General features: G+C 40.8%; 18 protein-coding genes. 9 read left to right on the forward strand and 9 right to left on the reverse strand.

Annotated elements, in window-relative coordinates:
* Positions 1 to 4: 4 nt before the first annotated feature.
* Entirely contained in the window at positions 5 to 1,762 is a 1,758-nt protein-coding gene (locus ACG59Z_RS02295; protein WP_400197791.1) for a GspE/PulE family protein, read from the reverse strand.
* 288 nt (positions 1,763 to 2,050) lie between these two features.
* Between ACG59Z_RS02295 and ACG59Z_RS02300 the strand changes: the two genes are divergently transcribed.
* Positions 2,051 to 3,319: an MgtC/SapB family protein gene (locus tag ACG59Z_RS02300; RefSeq protein ID WP_400197793.1), complete on the forward strand. Its 1,269-nt coding sequence runs from the start codon at positions 2,051 to 2,053 to the stop codon at positions 3,317 to 3,319.
* Positions 3,320 to 3,328: 9 nt separating this feature from the next.
* Here ACG59Z_RS02300 and tsaA read toward each other — a convergent pair whose 3' ends face one another.
* Positions 3,329 to 4,057: a tRNA (N6-threonylcarbamoyladenosine(37)-N6)-methyltransferase TrmO gene (gene tsaA, locus ACG59Z_RS02305; protein ID WP_400198016.1), complete on the reverse strand. Its 729-nt coding sequence runs from the start codon at positions 4,055 to 4,057 to the stop codon at positions 3,329 to 3,331.
* 104 nt (positions 4,058 to 4,161) lie between these two features.
* Between tsaA and ACG59Z_RS02310 the strand changes: the two genes are divergently transcribed.
* The gene (locus ACG59Z_RS02310) at positions 4,162 to 4,941 is read left to right on the forward strand and encodes a ferredoxin--NADP reductase (RefSeq protein WP_002118187.1); all 780 of its coding nucleotides are present in this window, start codon (positions 4,162 to 4,164) and stop codon (positions 4,939 to 4,941) included.
* Positions 4,942 to 4,994: 53 nt separating this feature from the next.
* On the opposite strand, the gene ACG59Z_RS02315 is transcribed toward ACG59Z_RS02310, so the two are convergent.
* Positions 4,995 to 5,864 (reverse strand): PhzF family phenazine biosynthesis protein, encoded by an 870-nt coding sequence (locus tag ACG59Z_RS02315; RefSeq protein ID WP_400197795.1) that lies wholly within the window; start codon positions 5,862 to 5,864, stop codon positions 4,995 to 4,997.
* A 229-nt stretch (positions 5,865 to 6,093) separates the two neighbouring features.
* On the opposite strand from ACG59Z_RS02315, the gene ACG59Z_RS02320 reads away from it, so the two are divergent.
* From ACG59Z_RS02320 to abeS, 4 genes are all read left to right on the forward strand, one after another.
* The gene (locus ACG59Z_RS02320; RefSeq protein WP_400198017.1) at positions 6,094 to 7,560 is read left to right on the forward strand and encodes a PLP-dependent aminotransferase family protein; all 1,467 of its coding nucleotides are present in this window, start codon (positions 6,094 to 6,096) and stop codon (positions 7,558 to 7,560) included.
* 56 nt (positions 7,561 to 7,616) lie between these two features.
* Positions 7,617 to 8,987, forward strand: coding sequence for a tRNA 5-hydroxyuridine modification protein YegQ (gene yegQ, locus ACG59Z_RS02325; RefSeq protein WP_400197796.1), 1,371 nt, complete (start codon positions 7,617 to 7,619; stop codon positions 8,985 to 8,987).
* Between the two features lie 2 nt (positions 8,988 to 8,989).
* Complete coding sequence (locus ACG59Z_RS02330) at positions 8,990 to 9,241, forward strand: YfhL family 4Fe-4S dicluster ferredoxin (RefSeq protein ID WP_267530801.1); 252 nt, start codon at positions 8,990 to 8,992, stop codon at positions 9,239 to 9,241.
* Between the two features lie 245 nt (positions 9,242 to 9,486).
* Positions 9,487 to 9,816: a multidrug efflux SMR transporter AbeS gene (gene abeS / locus ACG59Z_RS02335; RefSeq protein ID WP_003650669.1), complete on the forward strand. Its 330-nt coding sequence runs from the start codon at positions 9,487 to 9,489 to the stop codon at positions 9,814 to 9,816.
* A 74-nt stretch (positions 9,817 to 9,890) separates the two neighbouring features.
* Here the strand turns inward: abeS and ACG59Z_RS02340 are convergent, their stop codons facing one another.
* The 5 genes from ACG59Z_RS02340 to ACG59Z_RS02360 form a co-directional block, all read right to left on the reverse strand.
* The gene (locus ACG59Z_RS02340; RefSeq protein ID WP_005307066.1) at positions 9,891 to 10,667 is read right to left on the reverse strand and encodes an ABC transporter ATP-binding protein; all 777 of its coding nucleotides are present in this window, start codon (positions 10,665 to 10,667) and stop codon (positions 9,891 to 9,893) included.
* 9 nt (positions 10,668 to 10,676) lie between these two features.
* Entirely contained in the window at positions 10,677 to 11,390 is a 714-nt protein-coding gene (locus ACG59Z_RS02345) for an ABC transporter permease (protein WP_174764843.1), read from the reverse strand.
* Positions 11,387 to 12,076, reverse strand: coding sequence for a histidine ABC transporter permease HisQ (locus ACG59Z_RS02350; protein ID WP_311086896.1), 690 nt, complete (start codon positions 12,074 to 12,076; stop codon positions 11,387 to 11,389). The genes ACG59Z_RS02345 and ACG59Z_RS02350 overlap by 4 nt, the downstream gene beginning before the upstream one ends.
* Positions 12,077 to 12,166: 90 nt before the next feature.
* On the reverse strand, positions 12,167 to 12,952 hold the full coding sequence (locus ACG59Z_RS02355) for an ABC transporter substrate-binding protein (protein WP_002049251.1): 786 nt from the start codon (positions 12,950 to 12,952) through the stop codon (positions 12,167 to 12,169).
* 177 nt (positions 12,953 to 13,129) lie between these two features.
* Complete coding sequence (locus ACG59Z_RS02360; protein ID WP_191001352.1) at positions 13,130 to 14,158, reverse strand: LysR family transcriptional regulator; 1,029 nt, start codon at positions 14,156 to 14,158, stop codon at positions 13,130 to 13,132.
* Positions 14,159 to 14,355: 197 nt separating this feature from the next.
* On the opposite strand from ACG59Z_RS02360, the gene adeF reads away from it, so the two are divergent.
* The 3 genes from adeF to adeH are packed head-to-tail and all read left to right on the forward strand — an operon-like array spanning position 14,356 to position 20,226.
* Positions 14,356 to 15,579 (forward strand): multidrug efflux RND transporter periplasmic adaptor subunit AdeF, encoded by a 1,224-nt coding sequence (adeF, locus tag ACG59Z_RS02365; protein ID WP_400197804.1) that lies wholly within the window; start codon positions 14,356 to 14,358, stop codon positions 15,577 to 15,579.
* A 6-nt stretch (positions 15,580 to 15,585) separates the two neighbouring features.
* Positions 15,586 to 18,765, forward strand: coding sequence for a multidrug efflux RND transporter permease subunit AdeG (adeG, locus tag ACG59Z_RS02370; RefSeq protein WP_400197806.1), 3,180 nt, complete (start codon positions 15,586 to 15,588; stop codon positions 18,763 to 18,765).
* Positions 18,766 to 18,777: 12 nt separating this feature from the next.
* Positions 18,778 to 20,226, forward strand: coding sequence for a multidrug efflux RND transporter outer membrane subunit AdeH (gene adeH / locus ACG59Z_RS02375; RefSeq protein WP_400197808.1), 1,449 nt, complete (start codon positions 18,778 to 18,780; stop codon positions 20,224 to 20,226).
* A 42-nt stretch (positions 20,227 to 20,268) separates the two neighbouring features.
* On the opposite strand, the gene glyA is transcribed toward adeH, so the two are convergent.
* Entirely contained in the window at positions 20,269 to 21,522 is a 1,254-nt protein-coding gene (gene glyA / locus ACG59Z_RS02380) for a serine hydroxymethyltransferase (protein ID WP_191028968.1), read from the reverse strand.
* Positions 21,523 to 21,560 lie beyond the last annotated feature (38 nt).

Consider the following 21,560-nt stretch of genomic DNA (forward strand, 5'->3'; position numbering starts at 1 on the left):
AAATTTAATTTAAAGGCACAACGCGTAACACCTCTTCTAAAGTGGTAAGCCCTTCTATGACTTTATGCGCTCCGGCAATTCTCAAAGGCTCTACACTTTCTTTTTTCGTTTGGCTTCTTAATTCATTTAATGTCGCATGACTACCAATCAGATGCTTAAGCTCAAGACTAACAGGCATAAACTCATAAATACCCACTCGCCCCTTATAACCAGTATGTCGACACTGTTCACACCCTACTGCTTGATAAACTTTTTCTGGCATTTCCATAATGTAGTCAAATGTTAGGTGTTGCCATTCATCTTCATTAATATGAGTCTGTTGCTTACAGTGCGGACAAAGCTGTCGCACTAAACGCTGTGCCAATACACCTAAAATAGTCGCTGCTGTTAAAAAGGGTTGTACACCTAAATCGTGTAAACGGGTCAAACTAGACGGTGCATCATTGGTATGTAAAGTTGATAATACCAAATGCCCTGTGAGTGCAGCCTGAATAGCCATATTTGCAGTGTCTTGGTCACGAATTTCCCCAATCATAATAATGTCGGGGTCTTGGCGCATTAAAGCACGCACGCCATCAGCAAAACCTAGATCAATTGCATTATTGACCTGCATTTGGTTAAAACTAGGCTCTAACATTTCAATCGGATCTTCGATGGTACAGACATTGACTTGGTCAGTTGCGAGCTGCTTTAAAGAAGAATATAGCGTGGTGGTTTTACCCGAACCTGTTGGCCCCGTGACTAAAATAATGCCGTGACTATTTTGCGTAATACGCTGCCATTGCTGTAATAAAGACTGGTCAAAACCCAGTTGCTGAAAAGAACGTACCAATACATCTGGATCGAAAATACGCATCACCAGTTTTTCACCAAATGCAGTTGGCAAAGTTGATAAACGTAGTTCGGTTTCTTGTCCTTTCGGTGTCCGTGTTTTTAAGCGACCATCTTGCGGTTTACGCTTTTCCGCTACATTTAACCGCCCTAAAATTTTAATTCGGGAAATCACGGCGGTCAGAGTATTTGAAGGCATGTTATAAATGGTGTGTAAAACGCCATCTATACGGAACCGAACTTTACCATTGTCTTTTCGTGGTTCCATGTGAATGTCACTGGCGCTTTGTTCAAACGCAAACTGTAAAATCCAGTCGACCAATTTTACAATGTGTTGATCATTGGCATCAGGGTTTTGGCTATCTCCAAGTTGTAAAAGCGCTTCTACCCCTTTGTTATCACGGTCATGAGCTGCGTCTTTCTGAGCTGAGTTTACTGCACGGCTAACCTGATAATATTCTCGCAAATAACGTTGCAACTGTTCGGGATTAAGCAGTACCCGTTCAATTTTCTTCGGTGCCAGGCTTCTTTCCAAATTGTTTAGCCAGTCTGTTTGAAAAGGCTGGTCTGTTCCAATCACAATTCGGTCCGCATGGACTTCTACAGCTAAAATGTGGTTTCGAATCGCAAACTCTTGTGACATGACTTGAGTTAAAGCGCTGACATCAGCCTTTAAAGGATCGATCACAAATAAAGGTAATTGTGCTCGATCGGCAAACCATTGGCACAGACGGTTTAAACTTAAATGCGCTTGTACGTGGTGTTGGTCTTTTAAATTAAAATGTGCAATCCACTGTAATGGATGCCATTTCAGTTGATCTTTTTGTCTATTTGTCGTTTGTACTAGTAATTTGTCACGCTCAGTAATACGACCTTCTTGTAATAATTGTTCTAGACACCAATGTGCGTCTATTTCTACATGTGCATTCATGTGTTATCCCCAATATATTTTTATAATATAACAGAGATGTTTTAGATTTAACTGGTCTGCAAATCTTCAAATTTAGCTTTTAAATATCTTTTAACTTCAAATAATTAAACCAATTCTCAACTTGGTATTTTTTTGTGTCGTAGATCATATTTATAAAAATATTTATTGTGATAGTTTGATTAAAAAAGACACTATGCTCGATATAATAAAAAGCATACACTGCATATGAATACATGATTTAAATATGATTAACACCTGTATATAACAATAAACCAATGAGGAAGTATTATGAATCTTCCAATGACAATGTCATTACAAATTGCATCATTTGAAGAATTTATCACCATTATTGCTGCGGCATTAGGCTGCGGGTTATTAATTGGTTTGGAACGTGAAAGAAGCAAGCTCAAACACGAATATAAGACTTTTGCAGGTTTTCGTTCTTTTGCAATTAGTTCGCTACTCGGTGCAATCTGCTTTTTATTTGGTACTGAAATTGGAATTGTAGGCGCTCTACTTATTGGCGCAATCAGTATTGTCTCTCTTAAAAATCAGCCGAATGACCCCGGTGTGACTACTGAACTCGCCTTTATTATGACTTACTTTATAGGGGCGCTTTGTATTTGGAATATCTCGTTAGCTGCGGGACTCGCCGTCATCATGACGATTATTTTATTAGCAAAACAATCTATGCATGGTATTGCCAGTCAGTGGATTACCGAATCGGAATTACGTGACGGGATTTTTTTACTTGCCCTACTTTTAATTGCCTTACCGTTAGTCCCCAATAAACCTTTTTGGGGACCAGTTTTAAACCCACATGTCATTTTAAAATTACTGACTTTGATTTTATTTGTGCAAGCGCTCGCACATATTGCAAAACGGCTTTTGTCATCTAAAAATGCTTTATTACTCTCTTCTTTAGCCTCTGGTTTTGTATCGAGTACAGCCACTATCGCAAGTCTAGGTTTAGAAGTCCGTTCTGGTCGTGCAAATGCAAAAACAAATGCAGGTGCAGCATTGATGTCATGTGTTTCCACACTCATTCAGACCTTAATTATTGTGGTTGGAATTAGCTTAGCATGGTTCAAATTCATTATATTTCCTACACTCATTGCATTGGCTTTTTTAGCAGTGTGGGCTTTTATTTTATTACGTAAAGCAGAACAAAGTACGACTTCACCCGAGCTAGACTCCAGAATGTTCAGCTTAAAAGAAGCGGTCATTATTGCAGGAACACTTACGCTCATTCAGGCAGGTGTTTATGGTCTAAGTCTATATTTAGGAGATGCTGGCTTAATTGCAGGGACCTTACTTGCCTCTTTGTTTGAAATACATGCAGCAATTGCAGCAGTGATTGTACAAGGAGAACCGAATAACGCTCATACCTCACTACTCATTGCTTTTATGGGCGGTTTTGCTGTGCATGCGATTGCTAAGAGCATTAACTCAGCTATTTCAGGTGGAATACACTACGCCCTTGCTTTTGTTCCTGCCCAACTGATTCACATAGCAATATTGATTAGCCTGCTATGGATGAACATACATTGGTTTTGAACCTCTCTTCTAAACGAGTGAAGTATGTTCCACCATATCCACAACTGTAATTACATTATCATTCACTTTAAAATGAATATCAAAATTAGAAAACTTCATTTTATAGACTCGTTCAGGGTCTTCTTGATAGGCAGGTCTTGGGTCTAAAGCCAGTACTTGTTCTAATTCATCAAGATACTGCGTATTAATTTTTTTATTCTTTAAAAGATATTGCTGGGTAGTGAGTGCACTTTCCGACCAGATGACTTGCTTTCGTTCTGGTTCAGCTTGTGCATAGCCACTTTGAGCATCAACAATGGCATCTGAATATTGAATATAAGGTTTAATATCTAAAATTGGTGTGCCATTTAGTAAATCGCTACCAGTCACATACACTCTTAATGACTTACCGACTTTTTCAACCTTGTTTAAACGTACTACAGATAAGCCTATAGGTGCTGGACGATACATACTACGTGTTGCAAACACACCAATTTTTTCATTGCCCCCTAGACGTGGTGGGCGAACTTGAGGCCGAAACTTAGTTGCAGTCTCCTGATTTTTATTGTCATGAAACTGCCAGATGAGCCAGAGATGGGTAAATTGTTCAATTCCTTCAAAAGCCAATAAGTCATTATAAGGTGCTACCATTTCAATATAAGACTCGATATTGACCAAATTAGGTTGGCGTGGAATACCAAATTTTTCTCGAAAAGGTGAGCACATGTGCCCGACTATTGGGAGGGTGACAGAATTCATCATCACTTTTTCTTATAAACACAATTAAATATATTCAGTTTATCGGGAATGAAATTATATTAGAATAGCTATCTGTTTTCTTTTAATCGTGATCGAGACCTTTAATGGCTGCTTTTAACGTTGAACGCATTACTCATGTGCACCACTGGAATGACACCCTTTTCAGTTTTAAAACTACACGCGACACCAGCTTACGTTTTAAAAATGGTCAGTTCGTAATGATCGGACTTGAAGTGAATGGCAAACCGTTAATGCGTGCATATTCGATTGCAAGTGCGAACTACGAAGAAGAGTTAGAGTTCTTCTCAATTAAAGTACAAGACGGTCCTTTAACTTCGATTTTGCAAAAAGTACAAGTTGGTGACGAAATTTTAGTTTCTAAAAAACCAACAGGTACATTGGTTCATGATGACCTTTTACCAGGTAAAAACTTATACCTTTTATCTTCTGGTACCGGTCTTGCGCCATTCTTATCAATTATTCGTGACCCAGAAACTTACGAACGCTTTGAAAAAGTAATCGTTGTTCATGGTACACGCTATATTTCTGAATTAGCGTATCAAGACCTAATCTTAAACGAATTACCAAATCATGAATTCTTTGAAGAATTAGGTATTAAAGACAAACTTGTTTACTACCCTACTGTTACTCGTGAGCCTTTCCACACTCAAGGCCGTGTAACAACTGCAATTGAAACTGGCGCTTTATTTGAAAAAATCGGTTTACCACGCTTCAACCGTGAAACTGACCGTGCAATGCTTTGTGGTAGCCCTGCATTCTTAAAAGATGTGGCTGCATTACTTGACCAACACGGTTTAGTTGAATCACCTCGTATGGGTGAAATGGGCGACTATGTCATTGAACGTGCGTTCGTAGAAAAATAAGATTTTTCTAATTAAAAAACCGAGGCAAAGGCCTCGGTTTTTTATTTCTGTTTTTATAACTTAATCGTACCGTCGATACAAGTAACAGCAGCTCCACCCACTAAAATTTTATCTTGATGTAATTCAAGTTGAAGCTGTCCTTCACGCCCTAAAGCTTGCCCCTGAGAAGAAAGCACCACATCATTTTGCGCAGGCAAAATACCATGGTAACGAATGAAAGATGCCACGCTACCATTACCGCTACCACAAACAGGATCTTCGTTAACTCCATATGCCGGAGCAAATGAACGAACTTCTATGCGCTTTTGCTCATTACTTTCTTCATAAAATCCATAAATTGTAGAGCCTGTTACTTTCATATCTAAACTAAATTGCTTTAAAGCATTTAGATCAGGCTGACTTGCCAAAACAGCCTCAGCATTAACAGCTTGTAATACAATCCAGCGCGCCCCTACATCAACCAATGTGGCATTCCATTGAGTATTAATCTGACATTTTAAAATTTCTGCTAATTTCTCAGTGTGCATTGCATCTAATGGTGTAATTTTAGGCTTAGGTAGTTCAAATGAAATATGCTTTGAGTCACTTACAGTCAGAGTCACCAAACCTGCAGCACATTGCTGTACCAGTTTACCGCCTTTAGCTGTCACGAGGCCCGCCTCAAGCAAAGCATAGGCAGTACCAATTGTAGGATGTCCTGCAAATGGCAACTCACTTTGCGGAGTAAAAATTCGAACCTGATAGTCAGCATGAGAATCAGTCGCAGGGAGCACAAATGTCGTTTCAGAAAGATTAGTCCAATTCGCAATTCCCTGCATCTGTTCAGATGTTAAGGTACTGGCGTCCATAATGACTGCAACAGGATTACCTTTAAATGCTTGTGAAGTAAAAACATCAACTTGTTTAAATGCAACAACAGACATAGACCACTCCTACTGATCTTGTAATTAAAAATTATGGTTTTAAATCCTCACCATTTTTTGATCTTACTGCTTTATTTTTAATGGTCACAGTATCAGTTAAGATGAAAAATAATAGACACAGTTTTTAAGTTTAGATTTGTGTTAAATGAATCAATCAAAAGCAACCACAATATTTGAGTTAAATAAAAGATCACGATAAAGTGTATCCATTGCTTTGGCTTTTTAATGAATTGACATGTACAAATATAAAAAAGTGAGTGATGACCTAACCCTTCAAATTCAGAATGGCAGACAGCCTATCGGCTCCCGTTTACCATCAATTCGCGACTGCGCAAATCATTATCAGGTCAGCATTAACACCGTAAAAGAAGCTTATCGTCAGCTTGAAGATCAAGGTTTAATTTCAGTTCGTCCACAGTCTGGTTACTATGTTTGTCATGCACCTTCAAACTTACTAGAACTCGAAGAGCGTTATGTCAGTGAAGAAAAAGTATCTCTTTCAGGAATTAGCTGTTTTCTCGCGCAAATTGTTAAAAAGCAGATGGATCCTGACTATGTCAATTTGGCTCTGGCTTGCCCTACAGGTGAAAACTTCTATCCAATTGAACGCTTAAAACGCTTAACTGCTCAAGTTTTACGGACACAGCCAGACATTTTTAAAAACTATACTTTACCGCCCGGCTCTATACGTTTACGTACACAAATTGCGAGGCGAGGCTTACAGCTTGGTATGTTTCTTTCAGCAGATGATATTGTACTCACTCATGGCACCATGGAAGCTTTAAGTCTCGCGATTATGGCAACCACCCAAGCTGGTGACAGCATTGCACTTGAGCTTCCTACATTTCATAATCTCTACCCGCTTCTTCATAATTTAGGTCGAAAAATTGTAGAAGTGCCGACCTCGCCGCATACAGGTATGTGCCTAGATGCTCTTGAAGAACTGTTAAAATCTAAAAGTGTACAAGCCATATTAACTATTCCAACAGGACACAATCCTCTCGGTTTTAGCATGCCTGAAAGCAACCGTCGTCGCTTAGCAGAGCTTGCTAATCAGTTTCAAATCCCTGTCATTGAAGATGCAATGTACGCCGAACTGCAACTGACTGAACCGCTCTTACCCAACATTAAGGCATTTGACCAAAATGGATGGGTTTTGGTCTGCGGCAGCTACACCAAAACTGTGGCACCCGACTATCGAATTGGTTGGTTAGAAGCTGGGCGCTTTCGTAATATTGTGCAGCAAATTAAATTAACAACGACAGTTGCCGAGCCAGCTCTACTTACAGAAACTTTAGGGCTTTTCTTAGAGAATGGAGGTTATGATCTGCACTTAAGGCATCTTAAAAAACGCTATCAACAACAAATTGACACCATCAAATCTTATATTTGCCGTTATTTTCCAGTCGGTACTCGAGTCAGTCGACCGCAAGCAGGATTTATTTTATGGTTAGAGCTACCCGAGTCTATTGATGCATTAGAACTTTTTCATCAGGCAATGGATGAAAAAATCTTATGCATGCCGGGAATTTTATGTTCAGCTGATAAACGATTTAGTCACTGCTTACGTATAGCTGCGTGTTTCGAGCTAAATCCTAAAATGTTAAATGCTTTGATGCGCTTAGGAGAGTTAGCAAAAAATATGCTGCCCGCGCAAAAAGATATAGGTCAAATCCCTACTAATTCAGTAGGTTGAATCCAAAATGTGGAGTTAATAAAATAAAACCATATATTTTTTATGCCTTTTATTTTATGAAAACTGAACTCCTCTCTCCCGCAGGTTCACTAAAAAACATGCGCTATGCATTTGCCTATGGAGCAGATGCCGTATATGCCGGCCAACCACGTTATAGCTTACGTGTTCGTAATAATGCTTTTGATCATGACAACTTAAAAATTGGAATTGATGAAGCGCATGCTTTGGGTAAAAAGTTTTATGTTGTAGTGAATATTCAGCCACATAACAGCAAATTAAAAAACTTTATTCGTGATCTTGAGCCAATTGTAGCTATGCAACCAGATGCACTCATTATGTCTGATCCGGGCTTAATTATGATGGTACGTGAGCATTTTCCAGAAATGCAAATTCATCTATCGGTTCAAGCCAACGCTATTAACTGGGCCACTGTTAAATTTTGGAAAGACTACGGCCTAAGCCGTGTGATTTTATCTCGTGAATTATCTTTAGAAGAAATAGAAGAAATCCAGCAACACGTACCAGACATTGAACTCGAAGTTTTTGTACATGGCGCACTATGTATGGCCTACTCAGGTCGCTGTTTACTTTCTGGATATATGAACAAACGTGATGCCAACCAAGGTGCTTGTACCAATGCTTGTCGTTGGGACTATAAGTTGCATGAAACCCAAGAAGATGCAAACGGCGACGTGATTCCAGTTACTCAGCTCAACACGTCAGAGAAGTCTTGCTGTTCATCAGCACAATCAGAGACAACTTCATCTCAAACTTTGCTTGTACAACGTAATGATGAAGAAATGTTTGCTGCCGAAGAAGATGAACACGGTACTTATTTTATGAACTCCAAAGATTTACGTGCGGTACAGCATGTAGATCGTTTAACCAAAATGGGCATTGCTTCACTGAAAATTGAAGGCCGTACTAAATCGTATTTTTACTGTGCGCGTACTGCTCAAATTTATCGAAAAGCCATTGATGATGCATTAGCAGGTAAACCCTTTGACCCAAGCTTAATGACTCAACTCGAAGGGTTGGCAAATCGTGGTTATACCGAAGGTTTTTTAAGACGTCATGTACATAGCGAATATCAAAACTATGCTGATGGTTCATCACATTTTGACTACCAACAATTTTGCGGCGAAGTATTAGAACGTCACGGCGATTATATTCGCATTGAGGTGAAAAACCGTTTTGTGGTTGGCGACTCACTTGAACTCATGACGCCTCAAGGCAACATCACATTTACCTTAGCCGCAATGCGTGATTTAAAAGGTAACCCGATTACAGATGCTAAAGGTTCGGGGTATTTTGTTGAAATTCCACTCTCACAAAATGTTGATATCAGTTATGCCCTACTCGTACGCAATTTGCCTCATGCGAAAGAAAGTATTACCGCATCTACATTGGCTTATTCAGCGAGTTAAACATGGCTCTTTTGATTACCAGTGACTGCATCAACTGTGATATGTGCTTACCTGAATGCCCCAACATCGCTATTTTTGAAGGGAGCAAAGTTTATGAAATTGATCCACACCGTTGTACCGAGTGTGTAGGCTTTTACGATGAACCAACATGTAAGGCGGTTTGCCCTATCGATTGCATAAAAACAGACCCTGCGCATATTGAGAACAAAGAGCAACTGCTAGAGAAATTTAAAGGGTTAAATTTACTCGGCTAATCTATCTTTAAAAGTCTATGGAGGATCAAGCTAAAGTCACTGATCCTCTTAAATGACTATACAGATCAATGATTAGATAAATGAATAAATAGCTGAGAACACTTTGCTAGTGATAAAATCAATTTATCAGTTCAGTTTGATTTACTGGTCATTTTGTACCAAAAAAATTAAACAATCGTTAAAACTGCCAAACCATTTCAACATTTCATGTAGATTGATTAAAACTCATTCTGGCGCAGCTCCCCATGTCTTATCTTTATTTAGCAATTGCGATTGCTTGTGAAGTCATTGCAACTTCAGCTTTAAAAGCATCTCAAGGTTTTACTGTTCCTATTCCATCCATCATTACAGTTGTGGGCTATGCGATCGCTTTTTATTTATTATCCCTGACGCTAAAAACGATTCCGATTGGAATTGCATACGCCATTTGGTCGGGTGCGGGTATTATTTTAATTTCTGCAATTGGCTGGATATTTTACAAACAGCATTTAGACTTGGCGGCCTGTATTGGTCTTACTTTAATGATTGCAGGTATTATCATTATTAATGTGTTTTCTAAAAATACTCATCTATAAAATATAATTAAAAAAGCAACCGAGTAAGATGCGAATCTTTTTTAAAAAATTTCACCTTACTCGGTATAAACAGCTTATTTCAAACTGCCCGTCAAAAATTGCTTTAAACGCTCACTTTTCGGATTGTTGAGTACTTCATCAGGATGGCCCTGTTCCTCAATTTTCCCTTGATGCAAGAAAATCACCTGATTAGACACATGACGTGCAAAGCCCATTTCATGTGTCACCACAATCATGGTACGGCCTTCTTCAGCCAAACTCTGCATAACCTTGAGTACTTCACCCACCAACTCAGGATCAAGTGCACTGGTTGGTTCATCAAATAGCATCACTTCCGGTTCCATAGCCAAAGCACGAGCAATTGCTACACGTTGCTGCTGCCCACCAGATAAAAATGCAGGATATTTACTCTCAACGCTTTCAGGCAATCCAACTTTACGTAGATATTTCCGTGCACACTCTTCTGCTTCAGCACGTTTAACTCCGAGCACATGAATTGGCCCTTCAATGACATTTTCAAGCACTGTCATATGTGACCACAAATTAAAGTGCTGAAAAACCATCATCAGTTGAGTACGCATTTTTTGTAGTTGCTTTGGATCAACCACTTTTAAATTGCCTTTTTTATCAAAGACTGTGCGTAGTTTTTCACCATTGAGTTTAATGGTGCCATTGCTCGGTTGTTCTAAAAAGTTGATACAACGCAGCAAGGTACTTTTACCTGAACCGGATGAACCAATAATACTAATCACATCGCCAGCATTTGCATCAAGTGATATCCCTTTCAGTACTTCATGATCGCCAAATGTTTTGTGTAAATCACGAATCACTAGTTTTGCAACGTGTTCCATTTATGTCTCCTAATGATTCGATGGCTTTAAAAATGCCAACCAACGTTTTTCCAACTTACGAAATATCCAAATCAAAATAAATGCCAACATCGCATATAACACCGCAGCAATTCCAAAAGCATTGAAAGTGTCATAGGTTGCAGCATTAACATCACGCGCAATTTTTAAAATATCTGGAACAGTTGCTGTAAATGCAATGGTTGTCGCGTGCAACATCAAAATGACTTCGTTACCATAAAATGGTAAAGCACGGCGTAACATCGATGGGATGATAATACGTGTGTAGAGTTTCCATTTTGACATACCGAAAGCTTGAGCAGCTTCAATCTCACCATGTGGAATAGAACGGATTGCTCCAGCAAAGATTTCAGTTGTATATGCACCAGTATTGAGCGCGAATGCCAAAATGGTGCAATTTATGCCCTCTCGAAAGAATGCATCGAGCGTCTGATGTTCATGGACGTAATCAAAACTGTAAATACCTGAGTAAATAATCAGCAATTGAATATAAAGTGGTGTGCCACGGAAAACATAGGTATATAACCAAACTGGGCCACGCAACCAAAGATTTTCTGATACTCGTGCAAGTGATAAAGGCACAGCAAGCACAAAACCAATACCAATAGAAAGCACCAATAACCAAGCAGTCATCGCGACACCGGTCATTTGCAAGCCATCGGTCCAAAGGTATGCCTGCCAATATTGTTGAAGGATTTCAATCATAATTGTCCCTTCCTTACACCAGCAGAATAACGACGTTCAAGCCACATTAAAATCAGGTTGGACACGGTGGTAATTGCCAAATAAATGGCAGCAGCGACGATGCTGAAAAAGAACAGTTGCATGGTACTTCTACCCGCATCTTGTGTAATTTTTACAATATCAGTCAGGCCAATAATAGAAACCAGTGCGGTCGCCTTAATCAAAACTTGCCAGTTGTTACCAATGCCAGGCAATGCAAAACGCATCATTTGAGGGAATAATACACGGTGAAAAACCTGCCACGGCGTCATCCCATAGGCCATTGCTGCTTCAATTTGTCCCGTTGGAACCGATTGAAATGCACCACGAAAGGTCTCGGTAAAATATGCACCATAAATGAACGCTAAAGTAATCACACCAGCCACGAATGGGTTGATATCAATTTGGTCCATTTGCAGTGCTTCAGTAATTTGGTTTAAACCTAACTGCAAGCTATAAAATAACAGCAGCATAATCACTAAGTCAGGCACACTACGAATGAGCGTGGTATAGCCGGTCGCAATATAACGTAAGGCTTTAATATTAGAGAGTTTTGAACTCGCACCAATTAAGCCAATAATGACAGAAAGCAAGAGTGACAACAGCGCAAGCTGTATGGTCATCCATGTTCCGCTGAGAAGGAGTGGCCCATAGCCAGAAAAAGACATGACTCATCTTCTCCTAAAAACAATATCTAATATTGATGAGATGAGAATAGATTTAAAAATGTCGGCACTTAGCCGACATTTTTCACATCATTAGTAAATGCTAAAAGAGAAGTATTTTTTCTCTAGTTTCTTGTATGTGCCATCAGCAATGATTGCAGCCAAAGCTTTGTCAATATTCGCTTTCAAATCTGCATCTTCTTTGCGTAAACCAATAGCTGCGCCTACACCTAGTGTTTTGACATCAACTACATTGCCACCAGCAAAACTGAAGTTTTTACCTTTTGGTTGTTTTAAGAAAGCGCCATCAACCATGATTGCATCTTGTAAAGTTGCATCCAAACGACCAGACATCATATCTTGGTAAATCAAGTCTTGAGTTGGATAAGGTACAACACTCACACCTTTTGGAGCCCAATAGGTTTTAGCATATGTTTCTTGAATTGTGCCCTGTTGTACCCCTACACGCTTACCTTTTAATGAAGTAGGTGTTGGCAATAACGGTGAGCCTTTTTTTGCAACCATACGCGTTGGCGTATTGTAGATTTTGCTACTAAATAAAATTTGTTTTGCACGTTCATCAGTCACTGTCATTGATGAAAGAATGCCATCAAATTTTTTCGCTTTAAGTGCCGGAATCATTCCGTCAAAAGAGTTTTCAACCCAAACACATTTAGCTTTGAGTTTTGCACAAATTGCATTACCCAAATCAACATCAAAACCAGTTAACTTGCCATCTGGTGTTTTATATTCAAATGGAGCATAAGACGACTCAGTACCAAAACGAATCACCTTCCAATCCTTTGCTTGAACATTCGTTGCAACAGCAGCCAAAACCAAGGTTGTTGAAACGAACATTTTTTTCATAAAGCTTGCCATCTTGAAGCTTCTCCTTAAAATCCAAATAAGGTGATAAAAAAACTTGAGCAATTTCTAAATTACTCTTCTACCGAAATAATTGCAATTTCTATACCAGTAAATTAAGGATTTATGAAACTATCAAAACAGCTGATCGCCTTACCCCATTAAATGTTGAAAAATCACTCAAATTTTAATTTAGTTTTTGAGTGTGTAAGCCTCTGCCATATTTTCATTTTCAACCAATGTCCGAATGGTGTATTCATGGTTATGTTCTTTGGCACTGGCAAATTCACATTTTTGATCTAATGACATTGAACAACCACTCAGCAATGGACAACCTGCAAATAATTCGGCTACCCAATCTACAAATACACGGACTTTAGGCGATAAATGACGGTTTTGTAGATAAACGACTGATATTGGCATAGGCGCAGGTAACCATTCAGTCAACACCTCTCTAAGAGCACCAGACTCTAAATGTTTTGCCACCATATAATATGGACATTGAATTAGGCCAAAACCTTGTACTGCCAAATCAATATATGAATCGCCATCGTTGACTGAAACACGCCCTTTCACACCAACGCTATGAATCTCACCGTTCACCATGAAATCCCAATCGATATTGCGTCCGGTACGGCTGTTAAAATAATGTACCACTTGATGTTTTTGTAAGTCTTCAATGGTTCTTGGTTCGCCATGTTCCATCAAGTAACGTGGCGCAGCTACTGTCACACACTGAATTGTTCCGATACGGCGTGCAACTAAACTTGAATCTTTCAATTGACCAATACGAATGACACAGTCCACCGCATCTTGAACTAAATCGACTGGACGATCACTCATGCCAATCACCAAATCAATATCGGGGTACTTGGCATGAAAATCACACAGCATTGGAATCAGAATCAACCGCCCGATTGAAGCTTTAACATCAATGCGCAGTCGTCCTCGGGGTCCTCGTTCAGAATCATGAAAAGTTGATTCTACGTCTTCGACATCGGCCAAAATTCGCGCGGTCCGTTCATAATAAACCGCGCCATCTGGTGTCAAACTGAGTTTACGAGTGGTGCGGTTTAATAAGCGAACTTGTAAATGTTTCTCTAAAGCCTGAATGGTTGTCGTCACAGAAGCACGTGGTAGGCCTAAACTGTCAGCAGCTAAACTGAAACTATTTGTTTCGACAACTTTGTTAAAGACTTTCATCGCATGAAATAGATCCACACGCACACTCCTATCAATGCATTTATTTAATCAAACACATCAATTGTTATAAAAATACGAATAGTGTTATCAAATTTAATATATTTATTCGTGATTGACAAACTTTTATGCTCCGTCCATCCCATAAACCCTGTTTCTCCCATACGGACCAAAACTAAAAGTCTGAAAACAGGTATCCAAATAACTAGGAGCACCTCATGTCATTTTCTCGCAAACAGTTCGCACTGTCTGCCATCTTTGTCGCCATTTTGGCTACAGGGGGCAGTTTTATGTTTTTACATGAAAATGCCGATGCAAAAGCTGCACCGACCAGTACCCAACAAGCTGCAACTGTTGATATTTCTAATGTCATCAGCAAAACCATTACTGATTGGCAAGAATATTCCGGTCGCTTAGAAGCAATCGATCAAGTCGATATTCGGCCACAGGTTTCAGGTAAACTCATTTCCGTACACTTCAAAGATGGCAGTCTTGTTAAAAAAGGCGATTTACTATTTACCATTGACCCGCGTCCTTTCGAAGCAGAACTGAATCGAGCCAAAGCTCAACTTGCTTCGGCTGAGGCACAAGTAACATATACGGGTTCTAACCTTTCTCGTATTCAACGTTTAATTCAGAGTAATGCTGTTTCTCGCCAAGAGTTAGATTTGGCAGAAAATGATGCACGATCAGCCAATGCTAACCTTCAAGCAGCTAGAGCAGCCGTTCAATCTGCACGTTTAAATCTGGAATACACTCGTATTACTGCACCAGTCAGCGGCCGAATTTCCCGTGCCGAAGTGACCGTGGGTAATGTGATTTCTGCAGGTAACGGCGCACAGGTTTTAACAAGTTTAGTATCAGTATCACGCCTATACGCATCTTTCGATGTTGATGAACAAACTTACCTAAAATACATCAGCAACCAGCGTAACTCAGCACAAGTTCCTGTCTATATGGGACTTGCCAATGAAACAGGCTTTACTCGCGAAGGTACGATCAACTCAATCGACAATAACTTAAATACCACCTCAGGTACGATTCGTGTCCGCGCAACTTTTGATAATCCGAACGGCGTTTTATTACCGGGCTTATATGCACGAATCCGTTTAGGGGGCGGTCAACCACGTTCAGCAATTCTGATTAGCCCAATCGCAGTTGGGGTCGATCAAGATAAACGTTTTGTCGTAGTAGTTGATGCGAAAAATCAAACTGCTTACCGCGAAGTAAAACTCGGTGCCCAACAAGATGGCTTGCAAATCGTGAATAGCGGATTACAAGCGGGTGATCGTATTGTGGTAAATGGTTTACAGCGAATTCGCCCGGGTGACCCTGTGACCCCGCACCTCGTTCCAATGCCAAACGCACAAATTACTGCGAGCAGCACTACTCCTCCTCAACCTCAGCCAACAGAAAAAACATCAACTCCGGCAAAAGGTTAATCACATATGAATATTTCTAAATTCTTTATTGATCGGCCGATCTTTGCTGGTGTGTTATCAGTACTGATTTTACTCGCCGGTCTACTGTCGGTATTTAAATTACCGATTTCGGAATACCCCGAAGTTGTTCCTCCATCTGTGGTGGTACGTGCTCAATATCCAGGTGCAAACCCGAAAGTCATTGCTGAAACTGTTGCTTCTCCGCTTGAAGAATCGATCAACGGCGTAGAAGACATGCTGTATATGCAATCTCAAGCAAACAGCGACGGTAACTTAACGATTACAGTGAACTTTAAGCTCGGTATAGATCCAGACAAAGCTCAACAACTGGTTCAAAATCGGGTGTCTCAGGCCATGCCTCGCTTACCTGAAGACGTACAGCGTTTAGGTGTCACTACCTTAAAAAGTTCACCTACCTTAACTATGGTTGTGCATCTGACCTCACCAGATAATCGCTATGACATGACCTACTTGCGTAACTATGCGGTACTGAACGTAAAAGACCGTTTAGCACGTTTACAAGGCGTCGGAGAAGTCGGTTTATTTGGTTCTGGTGATTACGCGATGCGTGTGTGGCTCGACCCACAAAAAGTGGCACAGCGAAACCTCACAGCAACTGAAATTGTGACTGCCATTCGTGAACAAAACATTCAGGTTGCAGCAGGTACAATCGGTGCATCACCAAGTAATTCCCCTTTACAACTTTCAGTCAATGCTCAAGGTCGTTTAACCACTGAGCACGAATTCGCAGATATCATTTTAAAAACTGCTCCCGATGGCGCAGTTACCCGATTGGGTGATGTTGCTCGTGTTGAACTTGCAGCCTCTCAATATGGCTTACGTTCGTTACTCGATAATAAACAAGCGGTCGCGATTCCAATTTTCCAAGCACCGGGTGCCAACGCTTTACAAGTTTCCGATCAAGTGCGTAGCACGATGAAGGAGCTTTCAAAAGATTTCCCATCTTCAATTAAATACGACATTGTGTACGACCCGACTCAATTCGTACGTGCAAGTATTAAAGCGGTGGTTCATACCCTACTTGAAGCGATTGCACTGGTTGTTGTGGTTGTTATTTTATTCTTGCAAACATGGCGTGCCTCAATCATTCCATTACTTGCTGTACCGGTTTCAATTATTGGTACATTCGCGCTCATGCTTGCTTTTGGTTACTCCATCAATGCGCTATCACTGTTCGGGATGGTACTTGCTATCGGGATTGTGGTCGATGACGCGATTGTGGTCGTCGAAAACGTCGAGAGGAATATTGAAGCTGGTTTAAATCCAAGGGAAGCGACTTACCGTGCCATGCGAGAAGTAAGCGGACCGATTATTGCGATTGCTTTAACGCTCGTTGCCGTGTTCGTACCTCTTGCCTTTATGACAGGCTTAACAGGGCAATTTTATAAACAATTTGCCATGACTATTGCCATTTCAACTGTTATTTCGGCATTTAACTCCCTTACTCTATCTCCCGCTTTAGCAGCCATGCTACTAAAAGGACATGATGCGAAACCTGATGCATTAACACGCATAATGAATCGTGTATTTGGACGTTTCTTTGCGCTGTTTAACCGCGTATTTACCAGAGCGTCAGACAACTATGGTAAAGGCGTAAGTCGTGTTATCTCTCATAAAGCATCGGCCATGGGTGTTTATGCTGCACTTTTAGGTTTAACAGTAGGTATTTCTTATATTGTTCCGGGTGGTTTCGTTCCCGCTCAAGACAAACAATATTTGATTAGCTTTGCTCAATTACCAAACGGCGCGTCTTTAGATCGTACCGAAGCTGTCATTCGTAAAATGAGTGACACTGCACTTAAACAGCCTGGTGTAGAAAGTGCAGTTGCCTTCCCTGGCCTATCAATTAATGGTTTCACCAATAGCTCAAGCGCCGGTATTGTCTTTGTAACCTTAAAGCCATTCGATGAACGTAAGGCCAAAGACTTATCTGCAAATGCAATTGCTGGTGCTCTCAACCAGAAATATTCAGCCATTCAAGATGCCTATATTGCGGTTTTCCCACCGCCACCAGTGATGGGCTTAGGGACCATGGGCGGCTTTAAACTCCAACTCGAAGACCGAGGTGCCTTAGGCTATTCAGCCTTAAATGATGCTGCCCAAAACTTTATGAAAGCAGCAAAATCAGCTCCTGAACTGGGTCCAATGTTCTCAAGTTATCAAATTAACGTACCTCAACTAAACGTAGATCTGGACCGTGTAAAAGCCAAGCAACAAGGTGTTGCAGTGACAGATGTTTTCAACACCATGCAGATTTATTTAGGTTCTCAGTACGTTAACGACTTTAACCGCTTTGGACGTGTTTATCAGGTTCGTGCACAAGCCGATGCGCCTTTCCGTGCTAACCCTGAAGATATTATGCAGCTTAAAACCCGTAACAGTGCCGGACAAATGGTGCCGTTATCTTCACTGGTAAATGTGACTCAAACTTATGGTCCAGAAATGGTGGTGCGTTATAACGGCTATACCTCAGCAGATATTAACGGCGGCCCTGCACCAGGCTATTCATCTAGCCAAGCTGAAGCTGCGGTTGAACGTATTGCTGCACAAACTCTACCTCGTGGTATCAAGTTTGAGTGGACAGATTTAACCTACCAAAAAATCTTGGCTGGTAATGCAGGGCTTTGGGTATTCCCTATTAGCGTATTACTGGTGTTCTTGGTTTTAGCCGCTCAATATGAAAGTCTAACTTTACCTTTAGCTGTAATTTTAATTGTACCAATGGGAATTTTGGCAGCTCTGACGGGTGTTTGGCTGACAGGTGGAGATAACAACATCTTTACCCAAATTGGTCTGATGGTACTGGTTGGGCTGGCCTGTAAAAATGCTATTTTGATTGTTGAATTTGCGAGAGAACTCGAAATGCAAGGTGCAACTGCCTTTAAAGCAGCAGTTGAAGCAAGTCGTCTACGTTTACGTCCAATTTTAATGACTTCTATCGCATTCATTATGGGTGTAGTCCCACTGGTTACTTCAACTGGCGCAGGTTCTGAAATGCGTCATGCCATGGGTGTTGCAGTGTTCTTCGGAATGATCGGGGTAACTTTCTTTGGTTTATTCCTAACTCCTGCCTTTTATGTCCTGATTCGTACATTGAATAGCAAACATAAATTGCATTCGGCGGCAGTTCATGAAGCACCTTTATCTACCCCACACGATCATTAAGGAGGACATTTGATGACTACAGCAAAACAAAGTTTGTTATTGTCCTCACTCATAGGGAGCCTGCTTCTTGCAGGCTGCTCTTTGGCTCCGGAATATCAACCTGCAAAAGTTATAGTTCCTGTCAAGTTTAAAGAGTCAGACCCTAAACTTGAAGATAACAATTGGAAAATTGCCCAACCTGCCGACCAACAAGTTCGAGGTGAATGGTGGCGTGTTTTTAATGATGCTCAATTGAATGAGCTAGAACAACAAGCGATTGCCGGCAACCAAAATCTTAAAGCGGTGGCAGCCAATATTCAGGCTTCACGTGCAATACGTTCGGCAGCACAAGCTGAACGTTTGCCAAGTATTGGTGCTGGCTTTGGCCCAACTCGTCAAAAACCCTCTCCTGCTTCCTTGGGTTTAGATGACAATGCCCATACATCTGCACAAACCTTATGGCGTGCTCAAGCCAATGTTTCATATGAGCTCGATTTATTTGGTCGTATCGCCAGTAGTGTTAATGCAGCAACAGCGGATCTACAACAGCAAGAAGCTTTATATCAGTCGGCACTTTTAGCCTTACAAGCAGATGTTGCACAAGGTTATTTTCTCATTCGCCAACTTGATGCTGAACAAGCAATTTATACTCGTACTATTAAGTTACTTGGTGAGACACGAGATCTCGTTCAAACCCGATTTAAGAATGGTTTGGTCAGTGAATTAGATGTTTCTCGTGCACAAACTGAACTTGCAACAGCTCAAACCAATGCACTGAACATTGCTCGTAGTAGAGCCAATGCAGAGCATGCGCTTGCAGTATTATTAGGCAAAACACCAGCTGACTTTAGCTTGGCTGTTCAACCTTTAACTGCAAATAGTCTTCGTCTTCCAGCTGGTTTACCTTCAAGTTTACTTGAAAGACGACCTGACATTGCCGCTGCTGAACGTGCTATGGCAGCAGATAATGCGCGTATTGGAATTGCCCGTGCAGCTTTTTTCCCGAAAGTTAATCTAACGGGTGCCTTAGGTTATGAATCTTCAAGTTTAAGCGAGTTGGGTAAATGGTCGAGCCGTACATTCTTGCTTGGTCCAGTCGCAGGCACTATTTTGTCTTTACCATTATTTGATGGCGGACAACGTAAAGCAGGCGTTGCTCAAGCACGAGCAGCTTATGAAGAAAGCGTCGCCAACTATAGACAAACTGTACTAAACGCATTTCGTGAAGTTGAAAATGGTTTATCTGATCAAAGAATTCTCGATCAGCAAATTCAGGCTCAAAATCAAGCACTCTCATCGTCTCGTCATGCAAATCAACTGTCTCACTTACGTTATCGAGAAGGTGCGATTAGCTATCTTGATGTGATTGACTCCGACCGGACTATTTTGCAACAAGAACAATTGGCAGCCCAGCTGAAAGGTGGCCAAATCATTGCAAGTGTAAACTTAATCCGTGCTTTAGGTGGGGGTTGGAATAATTGATATAAAAAAGCGCCTTACGGCGCTTTTTTTTATACATACAAATTATTTTGCATATACAGGGAATTTTGCACAAACAGCTTCAACTTTCGCTTTAACATCAGCAATAACTTTTTCGTCACCTTTGCTGTCAATCACGTCAGCGATCCAACCAGCAAGTTCACGAACTTCAGCTTCGCCAAAACCACGAGTTGTTACTGCTGGAGTACCAATACGGATACCAGAAGTTACAAATGGAGAACGTGGGTCATTTGGAACTGAGTTTTTGTTCACAGTAATGTGAGCAGCACCTAACCAAGCGTCAGCATCTTTACCAGTTACGTCTTGTTTGATTAAAGATAACAAGAATAAGTGGTTGTCTGTACCGCCAGAAACAACATCATAACCACGAGCGATTAACACTTCAGCCATAGCTTGAGCATTTTTCACAACTTGTTGTTGGTAAGCTTTAAAGTCATCAGACATTGCTTCTTTGAAGCAGATTGCTTTAGCAGCAATCGCATGCATTAATGGGCCACCTTGGTTACCAGGGAATACAGCTGATTGAAGTTTTTTCTCAATTTCTTCATTCGCTTTCGCAAGGATTAAACCAGAACGTGGACCACGAAGTGTTTTGTGAGTCGTAGTTGTAGTTACGTCAGCAATTTGAACTGGGTTTGGATATACGCCAGCAGCAACAAGACCTGCAACGTGAGCCATATCAACAAAAAGGTAAGCGCCAACTTTGTCCGCGATGTCACGGAAACGTTGCCAATCTACAACACGGCTATAAGCAGAGAAACCAGCAACGATCATACGTGGCTTGTGTTCTAATGCTAAACGTTCAACTTCTTCGTAATCGATCTCGCCAGTTTCAGAGTTTAAACCATACTGAACAGCGTTATAAGTTTTACCAGAGAAGCTTACTTTTGCACCGTGAGTCAAGTGACCACCGTGAGCCAAGCTCATACCCAAAACTGTATCGCCTGGGTTAAGAAGTGCTAAATAAACAGCAGAGTTAGCTTGTGAACCAGCATGTGGTTGAACGTTTGCGTAATCAGCACCAAAAAGTTCTTTAGCACGGTCAATCGCCATTTGCTCAATAACGTCTACATACTCGCAACCGCCATAATAGCGTTTGCCTGGATAACCTTCTGCGTATTTGTTAGTAAGTTTTGATCCTTGCGCTTCCATCACAGCAGGAGAGCAATAGTTTTCAGATGCAATTAACTCGATATGTGCTTCTTGACGCTCACCTTCAGAAGCAATAGCTTGAGCTAATTCTGGATCAAATTCAGAAATGGAAATATTGGCAAACATTAGCGGGGGTCCTATAAATTAGGGCTTTTAAGCCGTGC

Source organism: Acinetobacter sp. ABJ_C1_1 (genome assembly GCF_044684115.1).
Classification (GTDB): domain Bacteria; phylum Pseudomonadota; class Gammaproteobacteria; order Pseudomonadales; family Moraxellaceae; genus Acinetobacter; species Acinetobacter nosocomialis_A.

What these genes read in the sequence shown, in the direction of transcription:
- ACG59Z_RS02295 (WP_400197791.1), bottom strand. Translation starts at nt 1,762, where the DNA reads ATGAATGCACATGTAGAAATAGACGCACATTGGTGTCTAGAACAATTA.
- ACG59Z_RS02300 (WP_400197793.1), top strand. Translation starts at nt 2,051, where the DNA reads ATGAATCTTCCAATGACAATGTCATTACAAATTGCATCATTTGAAGAA.
- tsaA (WP_400198016.1), bottom strand. Translation starts at nt 4,057, where the DNA reads ATGAATTCTGTCACCCTCCCAATAGTCGGGCACATGTGCTCACCTTTT.
- ACG59Z_RS02310 (WP_002118187.1), top strand. Translation starts at nt 4,162, where the DNA reads ATGGCTGCTTTTAACGTTGAACGCATTACTCATGTGCACCACTGGAAT.
- ACG59Z_RS02315 (WP_400197795.1), bottom strand. Translation starts at nt 5,864, where the DNA reads ATGTCTGTTGTTGCATTTAAACAAGTTGATGTTTTTACTTCACAAGCA.
- yegQ (WP_400197796.1), top strand. Translation starts at nt 7,617, where the DNA reads ATGAAAACTGAACTCCTCTCTCCCGCAGGTTCACTAAAAAACATGCGC.
- ACG59Z_RS02330 (WP_267530801.1), top strand. Translation starts at nt 8,990, where the DNA reads ATGGCTCTTTTGATTACCAGTGACTGCATCAACTGTGATATGTGCTTA.
- abeS (WP_003650669.1), top strand. Translation starts at nt 9,487, where the DNA reads ATGTCTTATCTTTATTTAGCAATTGCGATTGCTTGTGAAGTCATTGCA.
- ACG59Z_RS02340 (WP_005307066.1), bottom strand. Translation starts at nt 10,667, where the DNA reads ATGGAACACGTTGCAAAACTAGTGATTCGTGATTTACACAAAACATTT.
- ACG59Z_RS02345 (WP_174764843.1), bottom strand. Translation starts at nt 11,390, where the DNA reads ATGATTGAAATCCTTCAACAATATTGGCAGGCATACCTTTGGACCGAT.
- ACG59Z_RS02350 (WP_311086896.1), bottom strand. Translation starts at nt 12,076, where the DNA reads ATGTCTTTTTCTGGCTATGGGCCACTCCTTCTCAGCGGAACATGGATG.
- ACG59Z_RS02355 (WP_002049251.1), bottom strand. Translation starts at nt 12,952, where the DNA reads ATGGCAAGCTTTATGAAAAAAATGTTCGTTTCAACAACCTTGGTTTTG.
- adeF (WP_400197804.1), top strand. Translation starts at nt 14,356, where the DNA reads ATGTCATTTTCTCGCAAACAGTTCGCACTGTCTGCCATCTTTGTCGCC.
- adeG (WP_400197806.1), top strand. Translation starts at nt 15,586, where the DNA reads ATGAATATTTCTAAATTCTTTATTGATCGGCCGATCTTTGCTGGTGTG.
- adeH (WP_400197808.1), top strand. Translation starts at nt 18,778, where the DNA reads ATGACTACAGCAAAACAAAGTTTGTTATTGTCCTCACTCATAGGGAGC.
- glyA (WP_191028968.1), bottom strand. Translation starts at nt 21,522, where the DNA reads ATGTTTGCCAATATTTCCATTTCTGAATTTGATCCAGAATTAGCTCAA.